Origin of the sequence: Asanoa sp. WMMD1127, assembly GCF_029626225.1 — a bacterium.
GTDB lineage: Bacteria > Actinomycetota > Actinomycetes > Mycobacteriales > Micromonosporaceae > Asanoa.
On sequence record NZ_JARUBP010000001.1, the window covers coordinates 898,106 to 920,778 of the forward strand.

The window sequence follows — 22,673 nt, forward strand, 5'->3', positions numbered from 1 at the left end:
ACCGTCCGACAACTTCCGGCGGCGGCACTGCGCCCGTACCACCCGCTCGTGTCCCTATCCGACACCCTGTCGTCATCGGCCTGGCCTGGCGTCTTGTCACCCGAAAGAGAACGATGGCCTCTGTCGCGTCTCCCCGTCCGGGTGACGCCCCGTTCGATCACACACAGGATGTGAAATGCCGATCACGAGTCGACCTGGCCGGTGGCTGCGCTACCTCGCGGCGCCGGCCCTCACCCTCGGGGTGATCGTCGCCCTGCCCGGCGCCGCCCCGTCCCCCGCGGCCGCGGCGCCCGCCCTGACGCCCGTCTCGGTGTCGTTCGGCCACGGCGGCACGCTGGCCGAGGGCAACCTGCTCGGGTTCAACGACTTCCACGGCTCCATCGACCCGCCCACCGGGTCCGGCGCCGCCGTCAACGGGGTCCCCGCCGGTGGCTCCGAATACCTCACCACCGCCGTCAAGCGGCTGCGGGCCGAGGCCAAGGCCGAGGGCCGCCTGAGCACCACCGTCGGCGCCGGCGACATGGTCGGCGCGACGCCGCTGGTCAGCGCCGCGTTCCACGACGAGCCGACGATCGAGATGCTCAACGTGATGGGCATGGAGATCACCTCGGTCGGCAACCACGAGTTCGACGAGGGCACCGACGAGCTCAAGCGCCTGCAGTACGGCGGCTGCCACCCCGTCGACGGCTGCCAGGACGGCGACCCGTTCTACGGCGCCGACTTCACGTACCTCGCGGCCAATGTCGTCACCAAGCGGCTCAACCTGCCGCTGCTGCTCCCCTTCAACATCCGCATCGTCGACGGCGTGCCGGTCGGCTTCGTGGGCATGACGCTGGAGGGCACCCCGAGCATCGTGAACCCGGCGGGCATCCAGGACGTCGACTTCAAGGACGAGATCCAGACCGCCAACAGGTACGCCGCGCTGCTGCGGCTGTTGGGCGTGAAGTCGATGGTCCTGCTGCTCCACGAGGGTGGTTCCCAGTCGGGCAGCCCGCAGCCGGTGGACGGCTGCAACAACTTCGCCGGCCCGGTGGTCGACATCGTCAAGGGCCTGCGCCCGGAGTACGGCATCGTCGTGTCCGGTCACACCCACCGCTTCTACTCGTGCGCGCTGCCGAACTCGGCCGGTGCCAATGTGGTGGTCACCAGCGCCGGCACCAACGGCCAGCTGGTCACCGACATCGACTACGCGCTCGACAAGAAGACCGGCAAGTTCGCCTCGATCACCGCCCGCAACGTGATCGCGGAGAACGGCGTCCGCAACCCGGACGGCACCTACCAGACGAACCCGGACGGCACGTTCGTCCGCAACGCGGCGCTGGTCGACCCGGCGGCGAAGCGGCTCGCCGACAAGTACCGGACCGCCGTCTCGCCGATCGCCAACGAGGTCGTCGGGGCCATCTCCGCCGACATCGTCCGGGACGTCCGGCCCAACCAGGAGAGCCCGCTCGGTGACGTGATCGCCGACGCGCAGCTGGCCTGGACCCAGGACGACGGCGCGCAGATCGCGTTCATGAACCCGGGCGGCATCCGGGCGTCGCTCTCGTACGCCAACTCCCCCGGCGGCGAGGCGCCCGGCCAGGTCACCTACGGCGAGGCGTTCACCGTGCAGCCGTTCAACAACCTGGTCGTCACCCAGACCTTCACCGGCGCGCAGATCAAGGACGTGCTGGAGCAGCAGTTCGTCGGGTTCGGCGGGCAGACCACCCAGCGGGTGCTGCAGGTGTCGGCGGGCTTCACGTACACCTATGACACGACGCTGCCGGCGGGTTCCCGGGTGAGCGCGATCGCGCTCAACGGCACCCCGATCGACCCGGCGGCGACCTACCGCGTCACCACCAACGACTTCCTGGCCAACGGTGGCGACGGCTTCACCAACCTCAACGTGCGCACCGACCGCACCACGGCGCCCGGCTTCGACGTCGACGCGCTGGTCGCCTATCTGGGCGAGAACGCCCCAGTGGCGCCCGGCCCGGCCGACCGGATCACCCGCGTCGGCTGACCGTTGGTTGCCCGGCCCGTCCCGCTTGTCGGGATGGGTCGGGCGCCACACCCCGGTGGCTCTTGCGCCGGTTTGGGGGCCGCGGGCATACTTGCCCACGTGATCCAGCAGCCGCGATTTTACTTTTACTACGGCACCGGGAGTCCGGCAGCTGTAGGTCGCGCCTGAGCACAAGACCTGCAAAAAGCCCCGGGCTCCTGGAGCCCGGGGCTTTTTCGGCCTCGGGATCCGGCGGCCGCCGAGACGAGAAGACCTGACATGGCCCCCGAGGAGCATGAGATGAGCACCAACGCCGTCGCCCAGCCGACCACCGGCACCGAAGACGCCGCCGCGGCGCAACGCATCCGCGCGATGCGCGAGCGGATCGACGAGATCGACACCGCCATCATCGAGCTGTGGCAGGAGCGAGCCAACCTGTCGCAGCAGGTCGGCGCGACCCGCGTCGCCTCCGGCGGCACCCGCCTCGTGCTGTCCCGCGAGCGGGAGATCCTGGAGAAGTTCCGCACCGCCCTGGGCGCCGACGGCACCCAGCTCGCGCTGCTGATCCTGCGCGCGGGCCGCGGCGCCCTCTAGCGGCCTGCCCGCGATCGGCTCACGGTCGGCTCGCGGCCGGCTTACGGTCGGCTCACGATCGACCCACGATCGACCCGCGATCGGCCCGCGATCGGCCCGCGACCGACCCGCGAGGCCGCGACCGACCCGCGAGGCCGCGACCGACCCGCGAGGCCGCGACCGACCCGCGAGGCCGCGACCGACCCAGGAGGCCGCGACCGACCCACGATCGGCCCGCGTCGACCCGCGATCGACCCGCGATCGGCAACACACCGACGCTTCGCGGCTCACTCGTAGCGGATCGCCTCGTGCCGCGTGGCCAGGCCGAGCAGCGGGAGCGCGAACGACGCGAACACCAGGGCCGCCAGCACGCCGGCGCCGATCATGCCGAGCACCGGCAGGCCCGGCCACGTCCAGACCAGGTTGTCGCCGCGGGTGGTCGCGTAGGCCGCGACCAGGCCGAGCGCGACCCCGACGAGCGAGGTCACCAGCATCGTCGCCGCCGTCTCGACCAGCAGCACCAGGCGCAGCTCGCCCAACCGCACCCCGGATGCCCGGAGCAGGGCGAACGGTCGCCGCCGCTCGGCCAGACCGCCGATCACGCCGCCGGTCAGGCCGAACGCGCCGAGGACGAGCACGAACACCGCGGCCAGGCCGGCCAGGCGGTCGAAGTCGAGGAAGATCGTCTCGAGGTGGTAGTCGACCGGGTCCCGGTCGGTGTTGATGATCGCGTTGGGGACCAGTTTGGCCGCCTGGGTGCGCACCCGGTTCTCCGCGGGCAGGCTGCCGTCGGTCGGCACGTAGAGCTGGGCCACGGTCATGCCGGCGACGTCCGAGTTGGGCTCCACCGGGCCCCACTCGCTGGCGGGGTGCGGGCAGGTCGCGTACCGCACGCGGGCGAGGTCGGCGCACGAGATCACCGACCGGCCGCCCCACCGTTCGGCCACCGCGCCCGCCGCCAGCAGCGGCGCGACGACGTCCGGCGACACTGGACCGGTGTTGATCTGGACCACTCCCGGCCGCAGCCGCTGGTCTTCCTGGTCCGGCGGCGGTCCGGGCCGGTCGGCCGTGCTGGCGAGGAACGTGGCCGCCATCGCGGCGAGCGCGACGACGCCGACCGAGCGGAACGTCGACCGTGGGTCGTGCGCGATCCGCCGTGCGGCGAGCAGCGCGGGCGCCCGCCGGCTGACTCCCGCGACCGCGCGGGCCGCCAGCAGGCAGAGCCAGGGTCCGATCAGGACCGCGCCGACGACCTGGAGGAGCACCAGGATCGGCTGGAGCTGGTCGACCGTCGTCGCGGGCAGCTCCAGCGGGATCAGGGCGAGCTGGCCGACGACGCCGACGGCGAGGGGCAGGGCGGCCCACCGGGTCGGCGCCGGGCGGATCGTGCGCCGGTGCACGGCCAGCGGGGTGGCCTGCACGGGCCAGAGCGAGGCGAACGTCGTGCCGACGGCCAGCAGCGGCGCGCCGACCAGCACCAGCGCGAGCACCCAGCCGGGCACGGCGAGGTCGGCGAGCCAGAAGTGTCCACGTTGGAACACGACGGTGGCGGCGAGCACCCGGCGGCCCAGCTCGTAGCCGCCCCAGGCGAGCAGCGCCCCGGCCCCGGCGGCCAGCGCCGTCTCGGCCGCGGCCAGCAGCGCCGTCTGCGCGCGGGTAGCGCCGACGAGCCGCAGCATCGCCAGGCGCCGCTCCTGTTGGGCGGCCGCCACCCGGGTCATCAGCACAAGGAAGATCAGCACGGGTACGAGGACGAAGACCGCCACGCCCATGCCGAGGCCGGCCGCCTGCAGCGCGAGGATCCCGCCCCGCGGCGAGGTCCGGTAGAAGCCGTGCACCTCGCCGACCGAGCGCACGCCGCGCAGCTGCTCGGGCGTGCGGCCGATGACGGCGACGAGCTCGTCGGCGTGGGCCAGCCCGGCCGGGCCGATCGTCATCGTCGGCCGGCCCGGGAACCGGTCGTCGAGCTGGTCGTCGGGCGTGTCGGCGAGCAGCCGGCGCATGGCCGGTGACACCGCGATCTCGCCCGCGCCGGGCAACCGGTCGAGGCCCGGCGGCAGCGGCGGGTCAGCGCCGAGCGGGGCCACGTACGCCCGGATCATCGGGGTGCCGTCGAAGTAGTCGCTGACGGCGAGGAAGAGGGCGCCGTCGGCCTTCTCGGCCGGCGGGTCAGGAATCTCGTCGGTGACCGCGGCCGTCGCGGCGTCCTGCCAGCCGACGCGGGCGTCGCGCCCGATGGCCGCGAACGGCGCACAGATGCCGAGCAGCAGCAGCGTCGCGCCGACACCGACGCCGGTGGCGGTGAACGCCCGGCGGAGCCAGTGCTCGCGACCGCCGGCCAGCGCCAGCCGCAGCGCCGTCAGCGGGTTCATCCGGCACCGACCAGCACCGTCTCGCGGCCGTCGCGGACCAGCACCCGGCGGTCGGCGTACGCGGCGACGCGCGCATCATGGGTGACCAGCAGGACGCTGGCGCCCTGCGCCCGGGCGGCGTCCACCAGCAGCTCCATCACCTGGTCGGCGGCAACCGAGTCGAGCGCGCCGGTCGGCTCGTCGGCGAACACCACCGCCGGCCCGGCGACCAGCGCGCGGGCCAGCGCCACCCGTTGACTCTCGCCGCCGGACAGCTCGCCCGGCATGCGCTCCTCGAGGCCGGCCAGGCCGAGCCGGTGCAGCCAGTCCCGCCCGGCCGCGAGGGCGTCCCGGCGGCGGCGACCGGCCAGCAGCAGCGGCAGCGCCACGTTCTCCACCGCGGGCAGCTCCGGAACGAGCTGGCCGAACTGGAAGACGAACCCGAACGCGGTGCGGCGCAGGTGCACCCGCTCGCGGTCGGGCAGGTCGTCGACGCGGCGGTCGCCGAGCCACACCTCGCCGGAGTCCGGCCGCAGGATGCCGGCCAGGCAGTGCAGCAGCGTCGACTTGCCGGAGCCGCTGGGCCCCATCACCGCGACGATCTCGCCCTCGGCCACCGCGATCCCGGCGCCGCGCAGGGCGTGCGCGCTGCCGAACGACTTGTGCAGGTCACGGCCGGTCAACAGCATCGCGCACCTCGTCGGCCAGCACGCCGAGCCGGGCCGAGGTGTGGTCGATCCACCGCAGGTCGGCCTCGATGTGGAAGAGCTGGTAGTCGGCCAGGATCGCGTCCTGGTTGCTGGTGGCGGCGCGCCGCGCCCGGGTCAGCGCGGCCATCGCCTCGAGGTGCAGGGCCCGCTGGGCGTCTAGGTAGCGGTCGGCCGGACGCCCGGAAAGCAGCGCCAGCACCACTTTGGTGAACAGCACCGGCTGCAGCAGTGGCTGCGGGGCCTCGGGCTCGCCGAGCCAGGCGCCGAGGTCGGTGACCCCGTCGTCGGTGATCGCATAGCGCTTCCGGTCGGGACCGGCGCCGGCCTCGACACCGACGACCTCGATCAGCCCGTCGCGGGTGAGCTGGGCGAGCGCGCGGTAGACCTGACCGAACCGGACGGGCTTCACCCCACCGAACCGCTTGTCATAGGACTGCTTGAGGTCATAGCCGTGCCGGGCGGACCGTTCGAGCAGACCGAGCAACGCGTACGAGACAGTCACAGGCGTGACTATACCCAGTGAGTATACACAATGGAAGTAGTCGGGGTTGCATCTCCACCCGCCAACCACCGCCGCTGGGACCTCGCGGCGGTCGCCCGCCTCGACCTGGTCCGGACCCTCCGGGATCTCGGCCTCGACCTGCCGACGATCAAGGGCGTGCTGGCCGAGGACCTGACCGTCGCTGACCATCGAGGTGCGCGACCGGGTCACCGAGGCGATCGCCGCCGGCATCGACCCGGCGACGCCGGCGGCGGCCGCAGTGCTGGCCGACGTGGTCACCCGCTCGCCGAGACGTTCGAGACGGCGGACAGCGTCGACTATCGCGGCACGCTGCTGGAGCGGCTGCGCACCGCGAACGACCCACGGGTCGAGCGCTACGTCCGCCTGATCGGGATCATCAACGACTGGCCGGCCACGCCACCGCCGGCGCCGGTTGGCTGATCACCGCTCTCGGCCACCACCGGCGGCCGTGAGCGGACCTACCTGATGACGCCGTCCTCCGGGAAGTGGCAGGCGGCCGCCGCGCCGTTGGGCTTGATGGTCAGCGGCGGCTCTTCGGTCGCGCAGACCTCCTGCGCCTTCCAGCACCGGGTGCGGAAGCGACAGCCCGACGGCGGGTTCAGCGGCGTCGGGACGTCGCCTTCGAGGCGGATGCGGCCCGATGCGCCCATCTTGGTCACGTCCGGCACCGCCGAGAGCAGCGCCCGGGTGTACGGGTGGGCCGGGCGCTCGTAGATCGCGTCGCGGTCACCGATCTCGACGATCTTGCCGAGGTACATGACGGCGATCCGCTGGCAGAAGTGGCGCACCACGGCCAGGTCGTGCGCGATGAAGACGAACGCGAGGTCGAGCTCGCGCTGCAGCTCGCGGAGCAGGTTGATGACCTGGGCCTGGATCGACACGTCGAGGGCCGACACCGGCTCGTCGGCGACGATGATCTTCGGCCGCAGGGCGAGCGCGCGGGCCACGCCGATGCGCTGCCGCTGACCGCCCGAGAACTCGTGCGGATAGCGGTTGTAGTGCTCCGGGTTGAGGCCGACCAGCTCGAGCAGCTCCTGGACGCGCTTCTTCACGCCACCAGGCGGGTTGATGCCGTTGACCTGCAGCGGCATCGCCACGATCCGGCCCACCGTGTGCCGCGGGTTCAGCGACGCGTACGGGTCCTGGAAGATGATCTGCATGTCCTGCCGCAGCTGCCGCAGGCCGCCGCCCTTCGCGTGGGTGATGTCCTTGCCCTCGAAGGTGATCCTTCCGGACGTGGACTCCAGCAGGCGGACCAGCATGCGGCCGGTGGTCGTCTTGCCGCAGCCCGACTCGCCCACGAGGCCGAGGGTCTCGCCCGGGCGCACCGAGAAGCTCACATCGTCGACCGCGCGCACCAGACCGGTCTTGCCGAACATGCCGGACCGCACCGGGAAGTGCTTGGTGAGGTTTTCGACGACCAGCAACGGCTCGCCGGACGGGCGGGACGGCTCGACCGGCTGCGTGCCGGGCTGCTGGACCAGGGTCTCGGTCATTGCGCGACTCCAGCGGACGGTGCGATGTCTTCGGCGTAGAACTTCTTGCGGTCCGCCTCGGACAGATGACAGGCCACCAGGTGACCGCGTTCCTGCACCTGGTGCAGCTCGGGCACGTCGGTGAACGAGCGGTCGCCGTTGCGGCCCGCGTAGCGGCAGCGCGGGTGGAAGGCACAGCCGCTCGGCAGGTTGATCAGCGAGGGCGGGTTGCCCTTGATCGGCACGAGGTCGGCCTCGGCGTTGCCGTGCAGCGAGGGCACGCTGGCCAGCAGACCCCAGGTGTAGGGGTGCTGGGGGCGGCGCATGACCTGCTCGACGCTGCCGAACTCGACGGCCCGGCCGCCGTACATCACCAGCACCTCGTCGGCGACCTGGGCGACCACGCCGAGGTCGTGGGTGATCATGATGATCGCGGAGTTGAACTCGCGCTGCAGGTCTTCGAGCAGGTCGAGGATCTGGGCCTGCACGGTGACGTCGAGGGCGGTGGTCGGCTCGTCGGCGATCAGCAGGTCAGGGTCGTTGACCAGGGCCATCGCGATCATCGCGCGCTGGCGCATGCCGCCCGAGAACTCGTGCGGGTAGGAGTCCGCGCGGCGTGCCGGCTGCGGGATGCCGACCCGGCCCAGCATGTCGATCGCGCGCTTCTTGGCCTCGCTCTTCGACGCGTTGGGGTGGTGGACCTTGTAGGCCTCGGCGATCTGGGCGCCCACCTTGTAATAGGGGTGGAGCGCGGACAGCGGGTCCTGGAAGATCATCGACATGTCGCGGCCGCGCAGCCGCCGGCTCTGCTCCTCGGACATGCCGACGACGTTGCGGCCGCCGACCGAGATCTCGCCGGAGATGCGGGCCCGCTTGGTGTTGTGCAGGCCCATGATGGTCAGCGACGTGACGCTCTTGCCGGATCCGGACTCGCCGACGATGCCGAGGGTCCGGCCGCGCTCGACCTCGAACGACACCCCGTCGACAGCCTTGACGACGCCGTCTTCGGTCGGGAACTGCACCCGGAGGTCCTTGACCCGCAGGTACGGGCCGGTGTCGTTGGTCGTCGGGCTCTGCGGCGCCGAGGCTGGTGCGGTCACTGTTGTTCTCCCTCGCGCTTCAGCTCAGCCGGACCCGTGGGTCGATCACGGCGTACAGCACGTCAACGATCAGGTTGGCCACGACGATGAACACCGCGGCCAGGAGCACCGTCGCCACCACGATGGGCAGGTTCAGGAAGTTGACCGCTTCGACGGTCTCCTTGCCCAGCCCGCGGAGGCCGAAGATGGTCTCGGTGATGAACGTGCCACCGAGCGACGCGCCGATGTCGAGGCCGGCGATCGTCACGATGGGCGTGATCGCCGCGCGCAACGCGTGCTTGGTGTAGACCCGGCGCAGCGGCAGACCCTTGGAGCGGGCGGTGCGCACGTAGTCCTCGGAGAGGGTCTCCAGCATCTGGGCACGGGACAACCGGGCGTAGATCGCCGAGTTGAGGAAGCCCAGCGTGACCCAGGGCAGAATGAGCCCGCTGGCCCACTTGAGTGGGTTCTCGGTCAGCGGGGTGTAGGACGGGAACGGCAGCAGGCCGGTCGCGTAGACGAACGCGTAGAGCAGGATCAGGCCGAAGAAGAACACCTGCATCGACGCGCCGGTCAGCGAGATGCCGATCGCCACCTTGTCGAACATGGTGCCTCTGCGGAGCGCCGAGATCATGCCCAATGAGACGCCTATCAGCAACCACAGGACGGCCGCGCCGAAGACGATGCTGGCGGTGACCGGCAGGGTCCGGCCCAGGATGGCGGTCACCGACTCGTTGTTGCGGAACGAGAAGCCGAGGCAGGGGGCGTCGCAGCGCTGCTCGAAGGCGGTGCCCTCGGCGTACGTGCGCCCGACGAAGACGCCCTTCATGAAGCCGGTGTATTGCTCGACGATGGGTTCGCGCAGACCGAGGCGCGTCTCCACCGCCGCGATGCTGGCCGGGTCGCAGTTCTTCCCGCACATGACCTTCGCCGGCGACGAAGGCACCGCGAAGAACAGCCCGAAGACGATGATGCTGATCGCGATGATCGTCGTGAGGCCGACGAGCACGCGGCGCGTGATGAACCGGACCATTGGGGGCACCTATCCGATGGAGATCGCCGGCCGGGTGCGGGTGGCTGTCCTGGTGGGAAGCCACCCGCACCCGATCAGTAGCGGAACGGGTTACTGCTTGACGTAGATCTTGTTGAGCTGGATCACGCCGAACGCGTCACTCAGGAAGGCATTGCCGACCTTCGAGCCGAACAGCTCGTGAGTGGCGTCGTAGTAGGCCGGGATCTCGGGCAAGTAGTCAGTCATGATCTTCTTGTCGAGAGCCATCCACGCGGCGTCCTGCTCGGCGGCCGGCAGGGTCTTGATCCGGTCGATCTCCGCGTCGACGGTCGGCTCGGCGAAGTAGGCCAGGTTCTGGTTGCCCTCGTCGACGATCTCGCGGCTGTCGTACAGCGGCGGGATGATCGTCGAACCGGTCGGCCAGTCCGAGCCCCAACCGTGCAGGTACAGGTCGAACGGAGTGTTCTTCCGGCCAACCTCGTCGTAGTAGCTGGTCGCCTCGATCGCCTTGAGCGTCACCTGGAAGCCGGCCTTGACCAGGCTGGCCCGGATCGCCTCGGCCTGCGCCGTGCGAAGCGGGGTGTTGCTGTGGGCGAGCACCAGCGGCGGCGGGGTGGTGCCGCCGAGGATCTCCTTGACCTTGTTGACGTCACCGGTCGCCGGAGCGTTGTAGGCGTCGTACTTCTCGAAGCCCGCGGTGGTCGGGGACATCAGCGTGCTGGCCGGCGTGCCGGCCGAGGTGCCACCGATCGCCTTGAGCGCGGCGTCGCGGTCGAGGCCGTAGTAGAGCGCCTCACGGATCTTCTTGTCCTTGATCCGCTGGTTGTTGACACCCAGGTACCAGACGTACTGCGTCGGGCCCTTGGCGACCCGCTCCGCGACACCAGCGGCGGTGGTGCGAGGCAGGACGGCCGGAGGCGTGTCACCCCAGGTCAGCGACGCCTGGTCGGCCGGCGCGTCGGCGACGAGCCGCTCCGCGATCTGCTGCTGCTCGAGACCGAACGAGAACTTGATGCTGTCCGGGTAAGCGGTGCGGATCGGGTCGGTGTTGGCGTCCCAGTTGGGGTTGCGCTCGAGCTCGAGCAGGTTGTCACGGGTGTAGCTCTTGACCTTGTACGGGCCCGAGGAGAACGGACGCAGGTCGTACTGACCCTTGGTGTCCTTCGCCTGCGGAACCGGCGCGGTCGTCGGCAGCGCGGCCGCGTACGGCATGTCGCAGTGCGGGTCCGCGAAGGTGAACTTGATGGTCTTGTCGTCCGGGGTCTCGACGCCGGCCGGCATCTGGCCACCCTCGTAGGGGCCCTTGTAGGTGGCGTTGTAGGTGCCACCCGGGTAGAGCCACTGCTGGATGTAGTGCGGACCCTCGTTGAGCTCGGGGGCGAAGCTACGGGCCAGGCCGTAGGCGACGTCCTTCGAGGTGACCGCCGAGCCGTCCTCGTACTTCAGGCCGTCGCGGAGCTTGAACTCCCAGACCTTGCAGTCCTTGTTGACGTCGGTGCCCGGGTTGGTGGCCAGGTCGCCGACCAGCGTCATCTTGCCGCTGCCGTCCTCCTGGTAACCGTTGAGCGACCGGTAGATCAGGTTGCCCATGACCTGCTGGACGTTGACGTAGTTACGAGCCGGGTCGAGGTGCTCGACGTCCGACAGCTGCATGACCGTGATGGTGCCGCCCTTGGTGGCGCCATCGACGGCCTTGGCCGGGCCAGTGTTGTCGGCGGCCTCGTAGGAGATCGACCCCGTCTGGGTCTTGGCCTCCGTCGAGCCACCGTTCTCACCACCGGACGTGGTTTCAGAACAACCCGCGGCGGTAATCGCCACGGCAAGAGCGCCGACGATCAGCGCCCCTCCCTTAATTCGCACGATCTTCTCCCTTCCCGCCCGGCTGGGGCTCCCTCAGCTCCCGAGATTTCCGAACGAAACGTGCGTGTGCAAAGACTTGTGGTCGCGGGTTATCGCGTGGACTTCGGGTCCAGGGCGTCACGCAGTGAGTCACCGAGCAGGTTGAATGCCAGGACCAGAATGAAGATCGTCAGGCCGGGCCACAGCGTGTAGAACGGGTCGCTGGCGACGTAGGCGATCGAGTTGAAGATCATCCGACCGAGGTCGGGGGTGGGCTCGATGACACCGATGTTGACGAAGGCCAGCGCGGCCTCGGTGGTGATGAAGGCCGGCACGTTGAGCGACAGCGTGACCAGGATGGGCGCCCAGATGTTGGGCAGCAGCTGCCGGAAGAGGATGTGCCGGGTGCCCGCGCCGGCCGCCCGGGCCGCCTCGACGAACTCGCGCTCGCGCAGGGCGATCACCTGGCCGCGCACGAGGCGGGCGGTGTAGGTCCAGCTGAACAGGCCGAAGGTCGCGATGATCAGGCCGACCCGGAAGCTCGCGGGGATCGCGTCACGCTCGCCGAAGAAGCGGTCCTCGACGATCGGGATGACCGCCAGCGCGAAGATCAGGAACGGGAAGGCCAGCGTCAGGTCGATCACCCAGTTGATCGCGCTGTCGAGCCAGCCCCGGGCGTAGCCCGCCATGATGCCGATCAGCACGCCGATGGTCGACGCGACGATCGCCGAGGCGAACGCGATCAGCAGCGACGTGCGCATGCCGTAGACCAGCTGCATCAGGATGTCGCGGCCGTTGCCGGGCTCGAGGCCGAGCCAGTGGGTGCCGTTCATGCCGCCCGCGTAGCCGAGCGGCATCGCGAACTCGTTGAGCCGGTCGGTGAACGGCTGCGTCGGCGTCATGCCGCGCAGCTTGCCGATCAACGGCGCCGCCAGCGCGATGATGCCGAGAATGGCGAGCGTGATCGCGCTGACCTTCGCCGTATTGTCGCGCTTGAGTCGCAGCCAGGCGAGCTGACCGGGGGAGCGACCGACGAACTCCTTCGCCGCCTTCTCGACGGGGGCATCGACCGGGGAATTGACCTCCAACGCGACGGTGCCACCCAAGCCGTCGGTAGCGCCGGCCGCGGGGACGTCGGGCGCCGAGTCGGTCTTCCTCATGGACGGGGGCCTCCTAGATCGGACGAAGGGTCGCTTCGCCTGTTCGGCAAAAGCTAGCCCGCATGAAGCGAGTTCGGAATAGTCGAATGCATCGTTCAGATAACAGTGACGTCTCTGAACGAGCAGTCGGGTGTAACAGCGAGCCGACTGTGCACATCAGACAGAAGGTCGCGCAAACCGGACCAATCGACCTCGATTAGCGTGGTCGATTCGGTCGGTTTTGCGACCTTCCACATGTGAGCCCAGCGCCACCCGCCATCATTCCGGCACGCTCCGTGCAGATGACGAGACGCGACGGCGGAGATTTTAGGTTGCACGATTGGGGGAACATCAGGGTGGAGTCTTGCGGCCACACGGCGGGTCATGCCACCGCGGTGGGACGTCGATCAGATCAACACAGCCGGCGGCGCGGCGCAAGTCGTGGAGCCGGACGAAACAAAGCCTTCACACGGGCGTACGCCGTGATTGCGGTTAAATCCGGAGATTCAGACTAGGCGGCGGTCGGCAGCCCAGCGGGACAGCTCGTACCGGTTCGACATCTGGAGCTTGCGCAGCACGTTCGACACGTGCGTCTCCACCGTCTTGATGGAGATGTAGAGCTCCTTCGCGATCTCCTTGTAGGCGTAGCCGCGGGCCAGCAGCCGCAGCACCTCGCGCTCCCGGTTGGTGAGCTGGTCGAGCTCGGGGTCGGCGACCGCGGTGTCGGACCGGCTGGCGAAGGCGTCCAGCACGAAGCCGGCCAGCCGCGGGCTGAAGACGGCATCGCCGTCGGCGACCCGGCGGATCGCGGCGGCCAGCTCCTCAGAGGAGATGGTCTTGGTGACGTAGCCCCGGGCACCCGCGCGGATCAGGCCGATCACGTCCTCGGCGGCGTCGGAGACGCTCAGCGCCAGGAAGCGGACCTGCGGATGGGTGCGGCGGACGACCTCGAGCACGGCCCGGCCACCACCGTCGGGCATGTGCACGTCGAGCAGGACCACGTCGGGCTCAAGCGCGCCGATCCGGCTGACCGCCTCGGCCACGGTGCTGGCCTCCCCGATGACGTCGACCCGACCGGCCAGCTCGGCCCGGACCCCGGCGCGGAACATCGCGTGGTCGTCGACGACGAAGACCCGCAACGCCTCGGGCGCGTCGGTCGGCGTGGGGTTCTCGCTCATCAGGGGCTCACCTGTCCTTGCTGCTGGCATTGGCCGACGCCGGCGCCGGCGCCGACGCGCGGGCGATCGGCAGGAACAATCGCACCTCGGTGCCGGTGCCGGGCTCGCTGCGGATCTCGGACCGGCCGCCGTGCCGGGCCATCCGACCGATGATCGAGCCGCGTACGCCGTGCCGGGTCTCTTCCACTGTAGAGGGGTCGAAGCCGGCGCCGCGATCGCGGACGAAGACGCTCAGCTGGTCGGGCTCGACCTCGGCGTAGAGCGAGACGGTCTGGACCTTGGCGTGCCGGGCGGCGTTGACCATGGCCTCGCGGGCCGCGGCGACCAGGGCGCCGACCCGCTCGTCGGTCTCCCGGTCGCCGACCACGACGGTCTCGACCGTGATCGCGAAGGTGTCCTCGACCTCGGCGGCCGCCTGCTCGAGCGCGGCCGCGAACCGTTCGGTCGGCGAGGCGGTGGGCTTGTAGAGCCAGTTGCGCAACGACCGCTCCTGGCCGCGGGCGAGCCGCTGGACGACCTTGACGTCGCCGGCGTTGCGCTGGATCAGCGCGAGCGTGTGCAGCACCTGGTCGTGCACCATCGCGGCGACCTCGGCGCGCTCCGTCTCCCGGATGCGGCCCTCGCGCTCGGCGCGGAGCTGGTTGAAGGTGCGCCACAGGGCGGGACCGGCCACCACCGCGACGCCGAACAGGCCGACCAGCGCGAAGATCACGCCGTTGACCACCGCGCCGATGTTGCCGGCCGGCGCGTAGACGGCGACCACGCCGATGATGCCGGTGGCGACCAGCACGCCGCCGCCGATGAAGCGCAGCAGAAAGGCCCGCCGGTCGCTCTCGTCGACCACGGCGGCCAGCCAGGGCATCCGCGGCAACGTCTCGCTCCACTGGCGGCGGCGTTCCGGGTCCGACTGGTGCCAGATGACGCCGGCGCCGACCGCGACCAGCGCGATCAGCCAGCCGCCGGTGGCCGCGGCCCCGACCGAGTTGAACACGATGCCCTGCGTCACCAGGACGCCTATGCCGATGAGCACGAACGGCAGCACCTGGGCGGCGCCGCGGCGGGTGGTGTCACCGGGCGTGCGCGGCCGCTGGGGCAGCACCGCCCAGAACGCCGCGTAAAGGAGCAGGCCGAGGCCGCTGAAGCCCAGCAGCAACAGGAACGCCAGCCGCACCCGGAACGCCGGCACGCCCAGGTGCTCAGCCAGCCCGGCCGCCACACCGGCGACCATGCGTCGGTCACGGGCGCGGTAGAGGCGGGGTGCGGTCTGCGCGGTGGTCACGGGGCTCCTCTCGGTGATTCCGATCGTCACACGTAGGTCGGCCCGGTGACCACGGGGAGGCCCCCTAACCTGGGACGCCGGATTTCTCAGGGTGGGCTCAGGGTCGGCGCCGGAGGCCGCTCGGGCGGGCGCGCCGCCAGTATCGACGCTATGACCGAGACCCCCGAGACACCGGCCGGCGGCCCGCGCCCGGCGGACGAGGCCGCCGCCCCGCCGCCCGGCCCACCACCGCCGCCACCGCCCGGCGCCGGCCCCGTGCCCGGCACGGCCGGCTTCGCCACCCGCTACGGGCTGGTCCGCCCGCACAACGGGCGCTATCTCGCCGGGGTCTGCGCCGCGATCGGGCGCGCCACCAACACCGACCCGATCCTGTGGCGGGTGTTGTTCGCCGTGCTCACCGTGTTCTTCGCGGTGGGTGTGCTGCTCTACGTGACGGCGTGGCTGCTCACCCCGGCCGAGGGCGACACCGCCTCGCCGATCGAGTCGGTGCTCGGCAAGGGCCGGTCCAGCATGTCGCCGGTCACCGCGATCATCCTCGGCGTGGGCTGCACGGTGCTGTTCGGCTTCCTGGTCACCGACCCGTTCCGCGCCGTCCTGCTCGGCGCCGTGATCCTCGTGGGAGGAGCGTTGCTGCTCAACCGCAACCAGCACGGGCCGCAGCCGGTGCCCTCCGGCGGCCCCGTCGACCAGCGGCTGACCTGGTCGACCGTCTCGCCGTGGGCCGGCAGCGCCCCGTGGCAGTCGACGGCGCAACAGCCGGCCCAGGCCGCGCCCGTCACCGCCCCCGCCGCGGCCCCGCCGCCGGTCGCGGTCGACGAGCCGACCCGGGCGTACGAGCAGCCACCGCCGACCGCGCCGTTCCCGCCCGCCACCGGGCCGTTCCCGCCCCGGCAGCAGCCCGGCTACCAGCCGCCGTTCGCGCCCCACGGGCCGTACGGTGGCCCGCCGCCCCCGCCTCCCCCGGCGCCCGTGCGGCCTCCCAAGCCGCCGAAGCCGCCCAAGGAGCGCTCGGCCCTGGGCTTCGCGACGTTCTCCATGATCTTCGTGGCGATGGGCGTCGTGGCGATGCTCGACCTGCTCAACGTGCTGCGCGTGCGGCCGACGACGTACTTCGCCGCCGCCTTGCTCACCATCGCCCTGGGCCTGCTGGTCGGCGCGTGGCTCGGCCGGGCCCGGTGGCTGATCGCGCTCGGACTGGCCGCCGCCGCGGCGCTGGGCATCTCGTCGATCGCGGAATATCAGGTCGACCACGACCGGCTCGGTGGGCGCGACGTCGTCTGGGAGCCGCGCTCGATGACCGAGCTCCGGCCCAGCTACCGCCTGCCGTTCGGCGACGCTCGGCTCGACCTGACCACCCTCGACTTCACCGGCCAGACCCGCGAGGTCGACGTCACCCTCAACGCCGGCGACCTGGAGATCCGGGTGCCCGAGAACGTCGACGTCGTGGCCGACGTCAACATCGACGCCGGTGACGCGGACGTCTTCGACCGGTCGCTGAGCGGCATCGGCCAGCAGACGACCGTGGCCGACAACGGCGCCGACGGCGTCGGCGGCGGCACGCTGCGCCTCTACGTGCACGTCAACACCGGACGGGTGGAGGTGACCCGATGAAGCCGCACCGCACCGACCTGCTCTCGCTGATCTTCGCGATCATCTTCCTGGCCATCTTCGGCTGGTGGGTGTTCGCCCAGGTCGTCCACGTCGACGTGCCGGCCGCCGGCTGGTGGGTCGCCTTCGGGCTGATCCTTCTCGGCCTGCTGGGCCTGGTGGGCGCCATCCGGTCGGCCCGCAACGCGAACGCGGCCCAACAGCCGGCCGTCGATCCGGACACGTCGATCGACCTCGAGCCGGTGTCACCGGCCGAGCCCACGGCCGACCTCGGGGAGCCGGTCTCGACCCCGCCGCGCGGTCAAAGCCACGCCTAGCGCGCCGAGCCACCTATGCTGGCCGGTGGAGGTTCTGCCTCCGCCGGCCAGCGCCATGTTCCGGTCCTGCCGAGCCGCCGGCCTGTTGATCTCGACTGCTGAGGAGCCAGCCCGTTATGACCGCCTCGCCCGCGCACTCGGCCGACCGCGGCCGCGACAGCTTCGGCCCGCGCGCCGCGCGCACGCTCGCCGCCGAGCTCGCCCGCCACGCCGGCCCGAAGACCGGCCTCGTGGTCGGAGCGGCCCCGGGGTCGGCGGTGCTCCAGGCCGCGTTCGACGCGCTGCTGCCCGGCGACGCGCTGGTCGTCACGCCCGGCGCGGGCACCACCAGCGCCGCGCTGCGGGCCCACGTCCACCAGCAGGGCCAGTGGATCGCCGACCGCGTGCGGGTCGCCGAGTCCGTCGGTGAGGCCGACCCGGCCCAGGCCGTGATCATCGCCGAGCCGCTGACCGGGTCCGCCGAGGACGCCCGGGCCACCGTCGACGGGCTGGCCAAATACCTGGCCGACGGCGGCGTGCTCACCGTCGCCGCGCCCGCGCTGCCAGGATTGACCGGTGGCGCCGCCGCCGAGCTCGACCGGCAGGCCGCGCTGTTCGGTGTCGGCTCCGACCTCGTGCTGGCCAACCGGCCGCCGATGCGGGTGCACCGGCTGCGCTTCTCCCCCGCCGACGTCGCGACGGCCGACCGGCTGGCGCCGGCCTACCGGCCGTCGAGCGTCCCACTGACCCGCACGATGCACATCGACTCCAACGGCGTCGCCGCCGCCGGGATCGCCCTCGGTGTGGCCGCGCTGACCCGCCGGGCCCGGCCGCAGTCCAAGCTGTGGCTGGTGCCGGCGCTGGCGGCGCTGCCCGTGGCGGCGTTCTTCCGCGACCCCGAGCGAGACGTGCCGGAAGATGCGACCGCGGTGGTGGCCGCGTCCGACGGCAAGGTGCTGTCGGTCGACCGGGTCACCGACGAGCGGTTCGGCGACGGCGAGTTCCTGCGGGTCGCCGTCTTCCTCTCGGTCCTCGACGTGCACGTCAACCGCAGCCCGGTGGCCGGCAAGGTGGTCGACTACTTCGTCACCGACGGCGGCTACGCGGCGGCGATGAACCCGGCGGCCGAGCACAACGTGGCGGCCTACACCGTGCTCGACACCGCGCGCGGCACCGTCGTGGTGGCCCAGCGGACCGGCCTGATCGCCCGCCGGATCGTGCAGCGGGCGCCGGTCGGCGCGCTGCTGGCCCGCGGCGAGCGCTTCGGCCTGATCCGGTTCGGCTCGCGGACCGACGTCTACCTGCCCGCCGGCACCGCCGACGCGCTGGTGGCGCCCGGCGACCGCGTGGTCGGCGGCGCCTCGGTGATCGCCCGCTGGCGTTAGTCGATGCCGCGGGCGGTGAGCGCGTCCGCGAGGTCGTCGGAGTGCTTGAGCGCCATGATCAATAGAGGCACGACAAAGGCCAACGGCGCCACGGGTACGCCGCGGGCGCGCTGTGCCTCGCGGATCTGCGCGGCGTAGCCGGCGATGACCGGGATCGTCGTGATGGTCATCGAGAGCATCAGGGCGACCCGGCTCGGGTTGACGCCGAACCGGCGCAACGGCGTCAGCGCCCGCTCGATCGCGTCGACGAGATCCTCGGTGCGGGTGGTCAGGGTGACGAGGTTGGCCAGCAGGATCACCACGACCACCCGCGCGACGTTGGCCGCCACGGTCAGCGCCGGCAGGAAGAAGACCTGGCCGAGCACCATCACCAGCACCACCCAGCGCAGCCGCCAGGCCTGCCGGCCCAGCTCCGGCAGGCCGAGGCCGGCGAGCAGATAGCCGGCGGCGACCGCGGCGGCCATCCCGCCCAGCGTCCACGGGCTGGTCGGAGCCAGCGAGACGGCCAGCGCGACGGCCATCACCACGAGCAGCTTCGGCCCGGCCGGCAGCCGGTGCAGCACGCTGTCGCCGGGGCGATAGAGCGAGATCACGCCGCGTCCTGGTCGCGTTCGTAGCGGGCGATCACCGGGCCCGGCTCGCCCAGGTCGACCAGCTTGCCCTCGTCGAACCGGAGCGCGATGTCGCACCGGGCGGCCAGTCGCAGGTCGTGGGTGGCCAGCACGAGCTGCTGGTCCATCTCGTCGAGCAGGAAACGGGCGATCCGCCGGCTGTTGGCCGCGTCCAGGTAGGCGGTCGGTTCGTCCGCCACGACCAGGCTCGGCTCGCCGATCAGCACCGCGCAGAGGGCGAGCAGCTGCTTCTGGCCGCCGGAGAGCGTGTGTGCCGGCGAGTCCGCGTACTCGGTGAGGCCCATCCTCCGCAGCGCCGCCGCGACGCGCGCGCGGACCTCCGGGCGGGACAGGCCGCGCCCGCGCAGCGAGAACGCCGCGTCCTCCGCGACCGTCGGCATGATGATCTGGGTGTCGGGGTTGCTGAACACGAAACCGACCCGCCGGCGCAGCTGCCGCGACTGCCGGCCGGGGTCGAGCCCGTGCACGCGTACCTCGCCGGTGGTGGGGCTGACCAGGCCGTTGAGCGTGCGGGCGAAGGTGGACTTGCCGGAGCCGTTGGCGCCGATCACCGCGATCCGGCGCTGGTCGAGCCGCACCGAGACGTCACGCAGGGCCGTCCGGCCGGGGTACTCGACCGTGACGCCCGTCAGGGCGATGTCCCTCATCTGACCACCTGGAACAGCGCGGCGACCCCGAGGCCCCCACCGACCGCGGCGGTGGCCAGGCCCAGCGTGCCGGCCGGGGCGCCGCCGCGGACCAGCCGGCTGAACAGCCGCACGACGCTGACCGCGGCGCTGGCGCCCCACGGGTGGCCGAGCGCGAGCGCGCCGCCGTCGGCGCAGACGCGGGCGTCGACGTCGGTGCCGTCGGCCAGGCCGAGTCGGGTGAGGGCGGCCAGCGCCTGCGCGGCGAACGCTTCGACGATCTCGATGGCCGCGACGTCGTCGAGGGTGGTTCCGGCTTCTCGCAGGAGGCGCTCGACGGCCGGCACCGGGCCGAGGCCGGGCAGGGCGGGGTCACACCCGACGGTGGCGGCGGCGACGAGCGCTAGACCGGGGCCGCCGGGCGCGAGCATGACCGCGGCGGCGCCGTCGCTGTCGCGGCAGGAGTTGCCCGCCGTGAGGGTGCCGCCATGCGCGGGGAAGAGGGGCGGAAACCGGTCGAGCATCCCGGGTACGCGGGCCCGCGGGCCCGTGTCGGCCGCGACGTCGCCGAGTGGCACCAGTTCGGCCCGGAAGCCGCCGCTGTCCCGGGTGTGCACGGCGCGGCGGTGGCTGCGGGCGGCGTACGCGTCCTGGCGTGCGCGGTCGATGGTGTCGTGGACGGCCAGGTCCTGCGCGGCCCGGACCATGTCGGGGTCGGGATGGCCGGGCGGCGCGAACGGCGCCCGGGCGTAGGGCCGGCCGTCGGCGATCCGGGTCGGCGCGGTCGAGCAGCTCTCGACGCCGCCGGCGATCCGTGGGCGGTGGTCGCCGGCCTGGATGGCCTGTGCGGCGGTGATGATCGCCGCGAGGCCGCTGCCGCACTGGCGGTCGATGGTCATCCCGGGCACCGCGGTGTCGAGGTCGGCGGCGAGGGCGGCGACTCGGGCGATGTTGCCACCGGGACCCATGCAGTTGCCCAGCACCACGTCGGCCACGTCGCCCGGCGCGTCGTCCACGCAGGCCCGGATCACCGGTGCGGCCAGCTCGGCGGCGGTCAGGTGGGCGAGGGCGCCGCCTTTCGCGGCGATCGGCGTGCGCCGGGCAGCGACGACGACAGCGGTGTGCGGCTCAACCAATCCGGGTCACCCGTCCCTCGATGGCGGCGTGCTTGATCTGCTCGCGGGCCGGCTTGCCCGCCGCGGTGCGCGGCAGCCGGTCGGTCCAGAACCAGCGGCGCGGGCGGTGGCTGCCGGTGAGCAGCGAGCCGGCGCTGGCCCGCAGTTCGGCCACGGTCGGCGGGCGCCGGCCGGGCTCGGTCTCGATCAGGGCAGCGACCAACTCGCCGGTCCGCTCGTGCGGGAGCGCGAACACCACGGCGTCGGCGATGCCGTCGATGCCGAGCAGGGCCGCCTCGACGTCTTCGGGCACGACGGTCGCGGCGGCGGTGAGGATCGCGCCGTCGCTGCGGCCGCGCAGCCGGAGCGGTGCGTCGGTGTCCACGAGATCGCCCACGGTGCCCCAGCCGTCGGCGGTGCGGCGGAAAGGGCCGTCGGCGGTGCCCAGGTAGCCGCTGGCGAAATAGGCGGAGCGCACCCAGAGCACGCCGTCCTCGACCCGCAGCTCCACGCCGTCGAACGGGCGGAGCCCCTGCCCGTCGGGGTCGACGGCGACGAACGACAACTCGGCGGCGCCGTAGTAGCTGATCACCTGGATGCCGCCGGCCTCGGCCCGTCGGCGCAGCGCCGGGTCGAGCCGGGCGCCGCCGATCAGCGCGACCCGCAGCCGATGGGTGGCCCGGGACTCGACGACGTCACGCAGCGCGTACGGGGTGCCGTGCAGGACGGTGGCCTCGGTCAGATCCGATGTGGACACCGCGTGTCGGCGGGGCAGCACCACGGTGGCACCGATGCTCCGGGCGTGCGCGACGGAGAACATCGTCACCGAGGAGACCAGCGGCGACGGCAGGTAGACGACGTCGTCCTTCGTCAGCCCGGTCAGCCGCTCGACGCCGGCGAAGGAGGCGGCCCAGGACGCGGCGGTCCGCACGATCATCCGGGGCGCGCCGGTGCTGCCCGAGGTGAACGTGCCCCACCCCATCCCAGGTACGGGCGCCGCGGCCTCGACCCGCCCCCGCAGGCGGGCCCAGTAGTCGTCGTCCCAACGGTCGTCACCGATCAGCGGCACGCCGCCGGCGTCGTGCACCGCGAGCGCCGTCAGCAGCGCCTCGACCCGGTCCCGCGCGCGGATGGGCACCACCCGCCCCGGCACGTCGACGCCGCTCGCGGCCGTGCTCCGGCCAGGCAGGTCGACGGTGGTGTCTCCACACCGCAGCACGCTCATGCGCCGGCTCGCCGGAAGCCGGTCGGATTGCCGAAAGCACGGGGGTACGCGCGCCAGAGCGCCATCGTTATCACCGTGGCGGCGACGGTCTTGAGCAGGTCGCCGGGGAGGAAGGCGGCGCTGGTGACCGCGGTCTTGGCCACGGACAGGCCGGTGATCGCCGACTGCACCGGGATGCCGATCGCGTACACCACCAGCGCTCCGCCCACGAAGCAGCCGAGCGCGGTGCGCCACCAGACCGGCGGCCGGTTGGCGAGCCGCACGATCAGCCCGACCACGAAAGCGCCGAGGATCCAGCCGATCAGGAAGCCGGCCGAGGGACCGACGAAGACGCCGGCGCCGCCGCGGCCGCCGGAGAGCAGCGGCAGCCCGGCCAGCACGAGCACGAGGAAGACGACCACGGCGGCCGCCCCACGCCAGGCGCCGAGCACCGCGCCGGCGAGCATGACACCGAGGGTCTGGGCGGTGATCGGCACCGGACCGCCGATCGGTATCGCGCCCGGAATACCCAGCACCGCCAGGATGGCCGCGAAGGCCACGATCCTGGTGATGTCGCGCGTCTCGAACCTGCGCGCCTCGTCCATCGGCTCCCTCTCCTTGAACGCCGTTCACCTGAACACCGTTCTCCTGAACGGCGTTCACTATAG

The 22,673-nt window shown here is 71.9% G+C and carries 21 protein-coding genes; 6 read left to right on the forward strand and 15 right to left on the reverse strand.

What is annotated here, in order from left to right; translation table 11 throughout:
• Positions 1-175: 175 nt before the first annotated feature.
• Together O7635_RS04410 and O7635_RS04415 are read left to right on the forward strand one after the other, a co-directional pair.
• On the forward strand, positions 176-2,002 hold the full coding sequence (locus tag O7635_RS04410; RefSeq protein WP_278079129.1) for a bifunctional metallophosphatase/5'-nucleotidase: 1,827 nt from the start codon (positions 176-178) through the stop codon (positions 2,000-2,002).
• 279 nt (positions 2,003-2,281) lie between these two features.
• Positions 2,282-2,575, forward strand: coding sequence for a chorismate mutase (locus O7635_RS04415; RefSeq protein WP_278079130.1), 294 nt, complete (start codon positions 2,282-2,284; stop codon positions 2,573-2,575).
• A gap of 266 nt (positions 2,576-2,841) precedes the next feature.
• Here O7635_RS04415 and O7635_RS04420 read toward each other — a convergent pair whose 3' ends face one another.
• The 3 genes from O7635_RS04420 to O7635_RS04430 are packed head-to-tail and all read right to left on the reverse strand — an operon-like array spanning position 2,842 to position 6,117.
• Complete coding sequence (locus tag O7635_RS04420) at positions 2,842-4,926, reverse strand: ABC transporter permease (protein ID WP_278079131.1); 2,085 nt, start codon at positions 4,924-4,926, stop codon at positions 2,842-2,844.
• Positions 4,923-5,594, reverse strand: coding sequence for an ABC transporter ATP-binding protein (locus tag O7635_RS04425; RefSeq protein WP_278079132.1), 672 nt, complete (start codon positions 5,592-5,594; stop codon positions 4,923-4,925). The genes O7635_RS04420 and O7635_RS04425 overlap by 4 nt, the downstream gene beginning before the upstream one ends.
• Positions 5,575-6,117 (reverse strand): PadR family transcriptional regulator, encoded by a 543-nt coding sequence (locus tag O7635_RS04430; RefSeq protein WP_278079133.1) that lies wholly within the window; start codon positions 6,115-6,117, stop codon positions 5,575-5,577. The genes O7635_RS04425 and O7635_RS04430 overlap by 20 nt, the downstream gene beginning before the upstream one ends.
• Before the next feature lie 30 nt (positions 6,118-6,147).
• Between O7635_RS04430 and O7635_RS04435 the strand changes: the two genes are divergently transcribed.
• Positions 6,148-6,558, forward strand: a complete 411-nt coding sequence (locus O7635_RS04435) for a hypothetical protein (protein ID WP_278079134.1) — start codon at positions 6,148-6,150, stop codon at positions 6,556-6,558.
• 38 nt (positions 6,559-6,596) lie between these two features.
• Here O7635_RS04435 and O7635_RS04440 read toward each other — a convergent pair whose 3' ends face one another.
• The 7 genes from O7635_RS04440 to O7635_RS04470 all read right to left on the reverse strand — a co-directional run bounded on the left by O7635_RS04440 (position 6,597) and on the right by O7635_RS04470 (position 15,139).
• The gene (locus tag O7635_RS04440; protein WP_278079135.1) at positions 6,597-7,634 is read right to left on the reverse strand and encodes a dipeptide ABC transporter ATP-binding protein; all 1,038 of its coding nucleotides are present in this window, start codon (positions 7,632-7,634) and stop codon (positions 6,597-6,599) included.
• A complete protein-coding gene (locus O7635_RS04445; RefSeq protein WP_278079136.1) occupies positions 7,631-8,713 on the reverse strand; it encodes an ABC transporter ATP-binding protein in 1,083 nt (360 codons plus the stop codon). The genes O7635_RS04440 and O7635_RS04445 overlap by 4 nt, the downstream gene beginning before the upstream one ends.
• Positions 8,714-8,732: 19 nt before the next feature.
• Positions 8,733-9,725 (reverse strand): ABC transporter permease, encoded by a 993-nt coding sequence (locus O7635_RS04450; RefSeq protein ID WP_278079137.1) that lies wholly within the window; start codon positions 9,723-9,725, stop codon positions 8,733-8,735.
• 90 nt (positions 9,726-9,815) lie between these two features.
• Positions 9,816-11,564 (reverse strand): ABC transporter substrate-binding protein, encoded by a 1,749-nt coding sequence (locus O7635_RS04455; RefSeq protein WP_278079138.1) that lies wholly within the window; start codon positions 11,562-11,564, stop codon positions 9,816-9,818.
• A gap of 89 nt (positions 11,565-11,653) precedes the next feature.
• The gene (locus tag O7635_RS04460; protein ID WP_278079139.1) at positions 11,654-12,703 is read right to left on the reverse strand and encodes an ABC transporter permease; all 1,050 of its coding nucleotides are present in this window, start codon (positions 12,701-12,703) and stop codon (positions 11,654-11,656) included.
• A gap of 485 nt (positions 12,704-13,188) precedes the next feature.
• The gene (locus O7635_RS04465; RefSeq protein WP_278079140.1) at positions 13,189-13,860 is read right to left on the reverse strand and encodes a response regulator transcription factor; all 672 of its coding nucleotides are present in this window, start codon (positions 13,858-13,860) and stop codon (positions 13,189-13,191) included.
• 7 nt (positions 13,861-13,867) lie between these two features.
• On the reverse strand, positions 13,868-15,139 hold the full coding sequence (locus tag O7635_RS04470) for an ATP-binding protein (RefSeq protein ID WP_278079141.1): 1,272 nt from the start codon (positions 15,137-15,139) through the stop codon (positions 13,868-13,870).
• 150 nt (positions 15,140-15,289) lie between these two features.
• Here O7635_RS04470 and O7635_RS04475 point away from each other — a divergent pair, with 150 nt between their 5' ends.
• From O7635_RS04475 to O7635_RS04485, 3 genes are all read left to right on the forward strand, one after another.
• Complete coding sequence (locus O7635_RS04475) at positions 15,290-16,750, forward strand: PspC domain-containing protein (RefSeq protein ID WP_278079142.1); 1,461 nt, start codon at positions 15,290-15,292, stop codon at positions 16,748-16,750.
• Positions 16,747-17,064, forward strand: coding sequence for a hypothetical protein (locus O7635_RS04480; RefSeq protein ID WP_278079143.1), 318 nt, complete (start codon positions 16,747-16,749; stop codon positions 17,062-17,064). The genes O7635_RS04475 and O7635_RS04480 overlap by 4 nt, the downstream gene beginning before the upstream one ends.
• A 116-nt stretch (positions 17,065-17,180) precedes the next feature.
• The gene (locus tag O7635_RS04485; RefSeq protein WP_278079144.1) at positions 17,181-18,428 is read left to right on the forward strand and encodes a phosphatidylserine decarboxylase; all 1,248 of its coding nucleotides are present in this window, start codon (positions 17,181-17,183) and stop codon (positions 18,426-18,428) included.
• Here O7635_RS04485 and O7635_RS04490 read toward each other — a convergent pair.
• Genes O7635_RS04490 through O7635_RS04510 form a run of 5 tightly spaced genes read right to left on the reverse strand, consistent with a single transcriptional unit; the run spans position 18,425 to position 22,610 of the window.
• The gene (locus O7635_RS04490; protein WP_278079145.1) at positions 18,425-19,021 is read right to left on the reverse strand and encodes an energy-coupling factor transporter transmembrane protein EcfT; all 597 of its coding nucleotides are present in this window, start codon (positions 19,019-19,021) and stop codon (positions 18,425-18,427) included. The genes O7635_RS04485 and O7635_RS04490 overlap by 4 nt on opposite strands.
• A complete protein-coding gene (locus O7635_RS04495; RefSeq protein WP_278079146.1) occupies positions 19,018-19,707 on the reverse strand; it encodes an ABC transporter ATP-binding protein in 690 nt (229 codons plus the stop codon). Before O7635_RS04495 ends, O7635_RS04490 begins: the two co-directional genes overlap by 4 nt.
• On the reverse strand, positions 19,704-20,822 hold the full coding sequence (locus O7635_RS04500; protein ID WP_278079147.1) for a thiolase family protein: 1,119 nt from the start codon (positions 20,820-20,822) through the stop codon (positions 19,704-19,706). The genes O7635_RS04495 and O7635_RS04500 overlap by 4 nt, the downstream gene beginning before the upstream one ends.
• A complete protein-coding gene (locus O7635_RS04505) occupies positions 20,815-22,026 on the reverse strand; it encodes a fatty acid--CoA ligase family protein (protein WP_278079148.1) in 1,212 nt (403 codons plus the stop codon). Before O7635_RS04505 ends, O7635_RS04500 begins: the two co-directional genes overlap by 8 nt.
• Complete coding sequence (locus O7635_RS04510) at positions 22,023-22,610, reverse strand: biotin transporter BioY (protein ID WP_278079149.1); 588 nt, start codon at positions 22,608-22,610, stop codon at positions 22,023-22,025. The genes O7635_RS04505 and O7635_RS04510 overlap by 4 nt, the downstream gene beginning before the upstream one ends.
• Positions 22,611-22,673 lie beyond the last annotated feature (63 nt).